The sequence below is a fragment of the Corallococcus terminator genome (genome assembly GCF_003611635.1).
In the GTDB taxonomy this organism is placed as follows: Bacteria; Myxococcota; Myxococcia; order Myxococcales; family Myxococcaceae; genus Corallococcus; species Corallococcus terminator.
Genome location: NZ_RAVZ01000341.1, coordinates 1 through 10,365, shown reverse-complemented (window position 1 = coordinate 10,365; position 10,365 = coordinate 1). Strand labels below are relative to the sequence as shown.

Annotated in this window: 1 protein-coding gene; it reads right to left on the bottom strand. The window is 72.0% G+C overall.

All coding sequences use genetic code 11. The features are described 5' to 3' along the window. Positions 1-10,365, bottom strand: a 10,365-nt coding sequence (locus D7V88_RS33825; protein ID WP_120544746.1) for a non-ribosomal peptide synthetase/type I polyketide synthase, incomplete at both ends; no start/stop codon positions are given.

Below are 10,365 nucleotides of genomic sequence, written 5' to 3'. Positions count from 1 at the left end.
TCGCCAGCGAAAGGAGGCCCTCCACGCCCTGGCCGCTCTCCACCAGCACCTGCTCCTGGCGCGCGACGCCTTCGTCCTCCAGCAATTCGCGCACCCGGGCCAGCCGGCGCAGGCCCTCCAGCACCACGGGGGTGCTCAAACCGAAGTCGAGGAGCGCGGCCACCTCGTCCACGTCCGCCCCCTGCACGTCGCGCAGGCGCTTCAGGCCGCTCTCCATGGAGCCGACCAGACCCGTCATCCGCGCGTGGTGCTCGAAGGTGTGCTCCAACAGCGCGTTGATGTCGTCGGGCGACAGCTTGTTGATTTCACCCTGGTAGCCCTGGGCCACCAGCAGCGACGTGACGATGTCCGTGGAGCCCCGGAAGTAGCCCAGCAGCGGCTCCCGCACGACGCGCCACACCTCCGCCTCGTCGTCGCCCAGGTACGTGTGCAGCATCACCGTGATGTGGCCCCGGCCCGGGTGGCCGTTGCGCCGCCACGCCTCGCGGTAGAGGGCCACCTTCGGCTTCAGCTCCTCCAGCGAGTGCGCCATCAGGCCCGTCAGCACGCCCGCGCCCAGCTCGCCCGCCAGCCGGAAGGTCTCCGGGTTCGCCGTCGCGGTGAGCCACACCGGCAGCTCCTTCTGCACGGGCTTCGGACGCAGCGCCAATTCCACCGTCGTGCCCGCGCCCGCCGGCCGCGTCACCTTCTCGCCGCGCCACAGCGCGCGCAGCGTCTTCAGGTTCTTGAGCAGGATGTTGCGCCGGTCCTCGTAGTTGCCCGGCGCGAAGGTGAAGTCGTGCACGTGCCAGCCGGTGGCCACCGACATGCCCACGCGGCCCTGCGACAGGTTGTCCACCACGGACCACTGCTCCGCGATGAGCAGCGGATCATGCAGCGGCAGCACCACACTGCCCGAGCGCAGGCGCAGATTCTTCGTGGCGATGGCCAGCGCGGCGGAGATCACCGCCGGCTGGGGGTAGAGACCACCGAAGGAGGCGAAGTGCCGCTCCGGCGTCCACACGGCGGAGAAGCCATTCGCGTCCGCGAACTTCGAGCCCTCCAGCAGCAGTTCGTACTTCGGCCCGACGAGGGAGTCCTCGTCGTTGGCGAAGTAGATGAGGCTCAGGTCCATGGCCTTCGCCCGCCGCCCCGCGCCTCCCACGTTCACCAGCCGCGCCGTCACCTGCTCGGACGGGAACACCACGCGCATCCCGCGCGAGAGGGCCCAGAGTGCTTCCAGGTCCGGACGGTCCGCCGCGGCCTCGCCCGCAGCCAGCCACGCGCCGCCGTCCTTGGGGGCCAGCCGCGCGTCCAGCGCGAGGAAGAACTCCGCCAGCTCCAGGTGGCCCAGCGCCCATGCGGGCTGACCCACGCCCATGGGCAGCAGCCACGCCAGGGTGTCTGCCTCACCGCGCCCCAGTGTCTCGGGAACCCCGCCGACCTCCGGGGACGTGGCGAGGTCCTCCACGAACAGCGTGCTGGAGGGCTCCACGCGCACGGAGGCGACGAGCTCGCGCGACGTGACGAGCACCGGCACGCGCACGCCCTCCGAGGCATAGAGGGACATGTCGCCCAGGTCCGTGGGACCCAGCGCGACCACCGCGCCGCCGGCCTCCAGCACGGCCCACAGCGCGACCAGCTTCTCCGGGGACGGACGCAGCGTCACCGCGACCGGCGCGCCATCCCGCACCCCCAGCGACCGCAGCCTCGAAGCCAGGGTCCGCGCCCGGGCTCCCACCCGGGCCCAGGTCCAGACCTCATCCCCCCAGGACAGGGCGACGACGTCGGGCTGACGGGCGCGCCGGTCCGCCAGGAGGGCGGGCACGGAGGTGAAGCCGGACAGGGTGTGGGGACGCGGCCACGCGCGGCGCTCCGCCTCCGTGGCCAGCGGCAGGAGGGAGACCTGCATGTCGGGCTGGGAGAGCGCGGCGGACAGCAGCACCTGGAAGTGCTCCACCAGACGCGTCGCGGTGCCCGTGTCGAAGAGCTCCATCGCGTACTCCAGCACGCCGTGGAGGCGGCCGGGGGACTCGGAGAGGATCAACGTCAGGTCCGCCAGCGTGGCGCCCCACTGCACGGGCGTGCCGGGCACCTCCACCAGCGAGCCGCGCAGGCCCTGGAGCTCCAGCGTCATCGCTCCGGCGCTGACGCCGGAGTGGAAGATGAAGACGGAGTCCGTCATGCGGCCCCGGCCAATGTCCTTGCCGGGCACGAGCGCTTCCACCAGGTATTCGAAGGGCACGTCCGGCCGCGCCTGGGCGTCCGCCACCTCTTCGCGCACCTGGGCCAGCAGATCTCGGAAGGTCGGGTCGCCCGCGAAGCGGGTGCGGAACGCGGCCGAGTGCGCCACGTAGCCGATGAGCGGGAACAGCTCTGGCCGGGTGCGGTTGGCGATGGGCGTGCCGACGACGAGGTCCGTCTGGCCGCTGTAGCGGTGCAGCAGCGTCTGCCATGCCGTGAGCACGGTCATGTACGCGGTGAAGCCCTCGCGCCGGGAGAAGGCCGACAGCTCCCGGGCGAGCGCGGACGGGAAGTCCACATCCATGCGCGCGGAGGTGAGCGGGCTGTGCGAGGGACGGGGCCGGTCCGTGGGCAGGTCGATCTGCCGGGGCATGCCGGCCAGCCGCTGCCGCCACCACTGCTCCTGCTCCGGCAGGCGCGCTTGCGTGACGCCCTGGCGCTGCCAATGCCCGAAGTCCGCGTACTGGAGGGGCAGCGGGGGCAGGGGCGACGGGCGGCCCTGGAGGAAGGCGTCGTAGAGCTGGCCCAGTTCCTGGACGAAGAGGGCCACGGACAGCGTGTCGCAGACGATGTGGTGGATGCAGACCACCAGCATGTGCACGCGCGGATCCAGGCGCACGAGCGTGGTGCGCAGCACGGGGCCCCGAACCAGGTCGAACGGCAGGCCCGCGTCCTCGCGGGCGATGCGCAGGGCCTCGGCTTCGCGCGTCTCCAGCGGTCCCCGGAGCTCCACGCGCGTGAGCGGGATGCGCATCGAGGCGTGGAAGCGCTGCACGGGGCGGCCGTCCACCGTGTCGTAGGTGGTGCGCAGGGCTTCGTGGCGCTGGACGATCTCCTGGAGGCCGCGCTCCAGGACGTTGGCGTCCACGTCGCCTTCGAGCCGCAGGACGAACGGGATGTTGTACGCGGACAGGCCGGGCAGGTGCTGCTCCAGGCGCCAGACGCGCTCCTGCACGTAGGACAGGGCCAGTTCCCCGGTGCGCTCCAGCGGCACCAGGGGCAGCTCCACGGACACCTGCGCCTGGGGGGCCTGGAGCAGCAGCGGCTCCAGGCGTTGGGCGATGCCCGCGACGGTGGGGGCCTCGAAGAGCGCGGCCAGCGGCAACTGCACGCCGAAGGTGTCACGCACCTGGTTGAGGAGCTGGGCAGCCGTCAGCGAGTTGCCGCCGATTTCGAGGAAGTTCTCCTCACGGCCGACGAAGTCCAGGCCCAGGCGCTCGCGCCACAGCGCGGCCACGCGTTGCTCCACGTCGCCGCGCGGCGCGTCCTCGCGACCCACGGGGATGGCGGCAGGGGCCAGGGGTTCGGAGGCTGTGTGCGCGGAGAGGCCCGGCAGCAGGGGACGCGCGGCGGAGGACGCCCCTGCGGGCAGGGCCGCGCCTTCACGGAGCGATTGCGCGATGCTGGGAATGGCGAGCGGGGGCGGGACGCTCCGCGACGCCGGAACCGCTGGCTCCGTCACGGTCGATGCCGGGACCTCCGGCGGTGCACGCACGGCGGACGGTGCCGGATGCACGGACGGGGAGGGCAGGGCGCCCGCACGCGACTCCACCCACACCGGCTTCTTCAGGAACGCATACGTCGGCAGGTGAAGCCGCAGCCGCTGCTCGTGCGCGTAGAACGCACGCCAGTCCACGACGACGCCCGCGGTCCACAGCTCGCCCACGGCCTGGAGCCAGCCTTGCGGCTCCGTCGTCGTCCCTCCCCGGCGCAGTGATGCCAGCGCGCGGACCCGGTCGCGATCCTGCCCCAGGCTCGCGCGCACCAGTGGCGTGAGGTCCTGACCGGGCCCCACCTCCAGCAACACCCCGCAGCCCTCTTCCAGCAGCGCGCCCACCGCGTCGGTGAAGCGCACCGGCTGGCGCATCTGCTCTGTCCAGTACCCCGGCGCCGTGAGCTGCCCCGGCCGCGTGAACGTGCCGGTGAGGCTGGACACGTAGCGCACCGTCGGCTCCGCGCGGTGGAGTGAAGCCACCACCCGCGCCAGCTCTGGCATCAACGGCTCCACGTCCGCCGAGTGGAACGCATGCGGCGCGGGCATCCGCACCGCCCCCGCCTTGCGCTGGCGAAGCTCCGCCTCCAGCCGCTCCACCTCGTCCACGGGGCCCGACACCACGCACCGGTCCGGCGCATTCACCGCCGCGAGCGTCAGCCGGCCCGTCAGCAGCGGCACCACCTGCGTCTCCGGCAGCGCCACCGCGAGCATCGCCCCCGGCGGCATGCGGTGCATCAGCTCGCCACGCGCGACCGCCAGGCGCATTCCGTCCTCCAGGGACAGCACGCCCGCCACACACGCCGCCGCGTACTCCCCGAAGCTGTGCCCCAGCACCGCGTGCGGCGCCACGCCCAGGTCCTTCCACAACCGCGCCAGCGACACCTGCACGCTGAACAACGCGGGCAGCGCCACGCGCGTGTCCGCGAGGCTCGCCGTGACATCCGCGCCCTTCACCGGCCACAACAGCTCCGACACCCGCGCCCGCAGCGGCGCCTCCATCAACGCGAGGCACGCTTCCAGGTGCGCGCGGAACAGCGGCGAGGCCTCCGCCAGCTCGCGTCCCATGCCCACCTGCTGCGCACCCTGACCGGAGAACACGAACGCCACGCGCGGCGCGCGGTTCGTGCCCTTCGTCGCGGACGCCGGCTTCTGGAGCTGCTTCGCCAGGTCCTCCGCGTCCTTCACCACCAGCGCCCTGCGGTACTCGAACACCTTGCGGCCTACCGCATAGGTGAAGGCCAGGTCCGCCAGGGACAGTTCGGCCCCGGAGGCCTGTGCGTGCGCGTCGAGCTGGCGGGACGCCGCCTCCAGCGCCTCGGGCGTGCGCGCGGACAGCACGACGAGCTGGTGGGAACGGGTGGTGGAGCCGCTCTGCCGCATGGGTGCTTCCTCGAGGATGGCGTGGGCATTGGTGCCACCAATGCCGAACGAGCTGACCGCGGCGAAGCGGGGCGTCTCACCCCGGGGCCACGAACGCAGACGGGTGTTGACGAAGAAGGGGCTCGCCGCGAAGTCGATCTGCGGGTTGGGCCGTTCGAAGTGGAGGCTGGGCGGGATCTCGCCGTGGTGCAGCGACAGCGCGACCTTGATGAGCCCCGCGAGGCCCGCCACCGTGTCCAGGTGGCCGATGTTCGTCTTCAGCGACGCCAGCGCGATGGTGCCCTGGTGGTCCGCTCCCAGGCCGTACGCGCGCGTCAGCGCCGCCACTTCAATCGGGTCGCCCAGCGGTGTCGCGGTGCCGTGGGCCTCCACGTAGCCGATGGACTCCGGTGACACGCCGGCCCGGGCCAGCGCCCGCGACACCACGGACGCCTGCCCCTGCACGCTGGGGGCGGTGAAGCCGGACTTGTGCCGGCCGTCGTTGTTGATGGCCGACCCGCGGATGACGGCATAGATGGCGTCGCCATCCCGCACCGCATCATCCAGGCGCTTGAGCACCACCGCGCCCACGCCGTTGGACGCGAGCGTGCCCTGCGCCTTCTCATCGAACGCGCGGCAGTGGCCGTCCGGGGAGAAGATCATCCCCTCCTGGTACACGTAGCCCGTGCGCTGCGGCACCGACAGGCGCGTCGCGCCCGCGAGGGCCACATCGGATTCGCCTCCTCGGAGGCTCCGGCAGGCCAGATGGACCGCGACGAGGCCCGTGGAGCACGCGGTGTAGACGAGCGTGCTCTCACCCGTCAGCCCCAGCTTGAAGGACGCCTTCGTCGCCAGACTCTCGTGCGTGGCGGTGCCATGCAGCTCCAGATACGAGGCCGCGTCCAGCGGCATCGCCTGCCGCACGGCGTCCGAGTAGCCGGAGCTGGAGGCGCCCGCGTAGAGCGAGATGTCGCCCGGGAAGCGATCCGGATCCACGCCCGCGTCCTCCAGGGCGGCCCAGGCCGTCTGGAGGAACAGCCGCTGCTGCGGATCCGTGAACTGCGCCTCGCGCAGGGACATGTCGAAGAAGGCGTGGTCGAAGTTCTCCATGCCTTCGAGGATGCCGCCCGCCGCGACGAAGGCCGGGTGCTGCCACAGCTCCAGCCCCTCCGGCAGGCCCGCCAGGTGCTCCAGCTCCTCCGGCGTGAAGTTGCGGATGGACTCCACGCCCTCGCGCAGGTTCTTCCAGAAGTCCGCCACCGATCCCGCGCCGGGGAAGTGGCCTGCCATGCCGATGATCGCGATGTCGGCGAAGCCGGACGCAGGGGGGACCTTCTCACGCGCGGGGGTCCCGGGCGTGGGCGGAAGCGCGGCTCCAGCGCCGGTGCTCCCCAGGGCTCCACCTGACTCGCGCTCCAGGCGCTGGGCCAGGCCGTGGACGGTGGGGTGTTCGAAGAGCCACACCACGGGCAGCTCGTGCTTCAGCTCTTCACGCAGCCGCGTGGAGACGCGCACCACGGACAGCGACGTGCCGGCCAGGTCGTCGAAGAAGTGGTCGTGCACACCGACGCGCTCCAGCCCCAGCTCGCGCGCCCAGAGGGCCGCGATCTTCTGCTCCAGCGGACTGGTGGGCTCCATGAAGCGGCCCGGGGCGGAGGTGGCACCCGGCGCGGGCAGGGCCTTGCGATCCAACTTGCCGTTCGGATTCAGGGGCAGGGCGGGCAGCAGGACGAAGGCCGTCGGCACCATGTACTCGGGCAGCCGCTGACGCACGTGCTCGCGAAGGTCCGCGGAGGAGAGGGTCGTCCCTGCCGCGGTGTCCGCCAGCGCCGGCACGGCGTAGGCGACGAGCCGCTTGTCGCCGGGCATGTCCTCGCGCACCAGGACGGCGACTTCGCGCACGCCGGGCGAGGACATGACGGCGGCCTCGACCTCCGCCAGCTCGATGCGGAAGCCGCGCACCTTCACCTGCGTGTCGATGCGGCCCAGGAAGTCCACCGAGCCGTCGGCGCGCCAGCGCGCCAGGTCGCCCGTGCGATAGAGCCGTTCGCCGGGACGTCCGCTGAAGTCGTCCGGCACGAAGCGCTCGGCCGTCAGGTCCGCGCGGGACAGGTAGCCGCGCGCGACGCCGTCTCCGCCGATGAACAGCTCACCGGGCACGCCCACCGGGACGGGCCGCAGGTGCGCGTCCAACAGGTACAGTTGCGTGTTGTCGAAGGGGGGACCAATGGGAACGCTGGTGCCCACCGTCTCCGCCCGCGTCATCCGCAGCGCGGTGGCGTAGATGGTGGTCTCGGTGGGGCCGTAGGCGTTGACGACGGGGATGCGCAACGTCTCCAGCGCCTTGCGCGTGTGCGCGGGGGACAGGATGTCGCCGGCCACGATGATCTGCCGCAGACCGCGCAGCATCTCCAGGCCCACATCCACCACCTGGGAGAAGAGCCCGGTGGACACGTGGAGCGTGGTGACGGCGTGGCGCCGCAGCACACGCCCCAGCAGCTCCAGGTCCGTGGGGGGCCTGGGCGGGAAGACAGCCAGCTTGCTGCCCGTCAGCAACGCGCCCCACAGCTCGATGCCGGAGACGTCGAAGGAGATGGGCGACATGAGGATGAGCGTCTCCTCGGGCCCCAGGTCCATGGACTTCACTCCGAAGAGCATGCGCAGCACGCCCCGGTGCTCCACCGCCACGCCCTTGGGCCGGCCGGTGCTGCCGGAGGTGAAGTCCACATACGCCAGGTTGCGCGAATGCGGCCGGACGCCCGTCGGCGTCACGGGCTGCGCGTCCAGGCGCAGCTCCTCCACGAAGAGGCATGGCACCGTGTCGGACACCGGAAGGCGCGGCCGCATCACCCGCGAGGTGAGCAGCAGCCGGGGAGGTGCGTCCTCCAGCATGGAGGTCAGCCGCTGCATCGGGTACGCGGCATCCAACGGCACGTAGGCGCCACCGGCCTTGAGGATGGCCAGCAGCGAGATGACGAGCTCGGAGGAACGGTCCAGGCACACGGCCACCAGCGAGTCGAGCCCCACGCCGTTCGCGCGCAAGAGGTGCGCGAGCTGGTTCGTGCGCGCGTCGAGCTGCGCGTAGGTGAATCTCTCGTCCTCGAACTCGAGCGCCGTCGCGTCCGGACGCAGGGCCACCTGTCGCGCGAAGAGCTCCGGGATGGAGGCGTCGCTCGGGTAGTCCACCCGCGTGTCGTTCCAGTCCACCAGCAACTGCTGGCGCTCGGAGGGCGTCAGCCACTCCAGCGAAGCCAGGGGTGCGTCCGGAGACGCGACCACGGACTCCAGCAGCACGCGCAGGTGACCGGCCATGCGCGCCACCGTGGCGGGCTCGAACAGGTCGGTGCTGTATTCGAGCATGCCGCGCAGGCCGTCCGGGGACTCGGAGAGCATCAGGCCCAGGTCGAACCGGGCGGTGGCGTTGTCCACCTCCACCGGGCGCAGCGTGAGGCCTGGGGCCTTCCATTCACCCTGGGGCGCGTTCTGGAGCGCGAGGAGCACCTGCACCAGCGGGTTGCGACCCAGGTCGCGCTGGGGCTGGAGCGCCTCGACGAGCTTCTCGAAGGGGACATCCTGGTGCTCGTACGCGGCCAGGGTGGTGTCGCGCACCCGGGCGAGCAACTCGCGGAACGACTCCTGTCCGCGCACGCGCCCGCGCAGCACCAGCGTGTTGACGAAGAAGCCGACCAGTCCCTCCAGCTCACTGCGGCTGCGGCCCGCGATGGGCACGCCCACCAGCAGGTCGTCCTGCCGGCTGTAGCGCGCCAGCAGCACCTGCCACACCGCCAGGAGCGCCATGAACGGCGTGGCGCCTTCCTGCCGCGCAAGCGCACCCAGGCGTTCACCCAGGAGGCGGGGCAGGTGCACGGGCAGGTTGGCACCGCGAGGTGAGCGCTGCGTCGGCCGGGGCTTGTCGGTGGGCAGCTCCAGGACGTGCGGTGCTCCGGCAAGCTGCTCCTTCCACCACGCCAGTTGCTGCTGGAGCACCTCGCCCTGGAGCCAGTCACGCTGCCACACCGCGAAGTCCACGTACTGCACGGGCAGGGACGGAAGGTCGTGCGGCTTCCCGGAGGCGAACGCCGCGTAGGCCGCCGCCACCTCGCGCACCATCACGCCCACGGACCAGCCGTCGGACACGATGTGGTGCATGCCCAGCACGAGCACGTGTTGCTCCGGGGCCAGCCGGTACAACCGTGAGCGCAGCAGCGGTCCCGCTTCCAGATCGAAGGGACGACCCGCGTCCTCCAGCGACAACTGCTGCACCGCCGCCTCGCGGTCCCCAGCCGGAAGGTCGCCCAGGTCCGTCACCGGCAGCGTCCACGCGGGCGGAGGATGGATGACCTGTACGGGCTCGCCGCCCTTCAGTGCGAACGAGGTGCGCAGGGCCTCATGGCGGTCGACCAGCAACTCCAGCGCGCGACGCAGGGCCTCCGCGTCCAGCGCGCCCTCCAGGCGCACGGCGCCGAGCAGCACGTACGGGGTGGCTCCCGGCTGGAGCTGCTCCAGCACCCACAGCCGCTGCTGCGAGAAGGACAGGGGCAGCGCGCCCTCGCGCGACACGCGGCGGAGGGCCGGCACGCGCGGCCCGTCCGAGCGCACCAGCAACTGCTCCTCCACCAGCTCCGTGACGCGGGCCACGGTGGACGCGGTGAAGAGGCCACGCAGGGGCAGCTCCACCTGGAAGGTGGTGCGCAGTCGGGAGATGAGCTGCGTGGCCAGAAGCGAATGGCCGCCCAGGGCGAAGAAGTCGTCGTGCAGGCCCACGCGCTCCACGTGCAGCACGTCACGGAAGAGTCCTGCGACGCGCTGCTGGAAGGGCGTCAGGTGCTCCGGGACGGCGGGGAGCGAGGCCGCGGGGGACTGCTCCGGGACGGGCAGGGACTTGCGGTCCAGCTTGCCGCCGGGCGTCAGCGGCAGCGCCGCCATGGGCACGAGCGCGGACGGCACCAGGTGCGCGGGCAGTCGTTCAGTGAGGAACGCGCGCAGCACGGAGGCATCCAGCGTGGGGTGGCCCACGACGTAGGCCACCAGTCGCTTGTCTCCGGGCACATCCTCGCGCACGACGACGACGGCCTCACGCACGGACGGGTGCGAGTGCAGGACGGACTCCACCTCACCCGGTTCGATGCGGAAGCCTCGCACCTTCACCTGCGCATCCACGCGGCCCACGAAGTCCAGCGTGCCGTCCTGCCGCCACCGCGCCCGGTCCCCCGTGCGGTACAGCCGCGCGCCGGGCACGCCACTGAAGGCGTCCGGCACGAAGCGCTGCGCCGTCGTCGCGGGGTGGC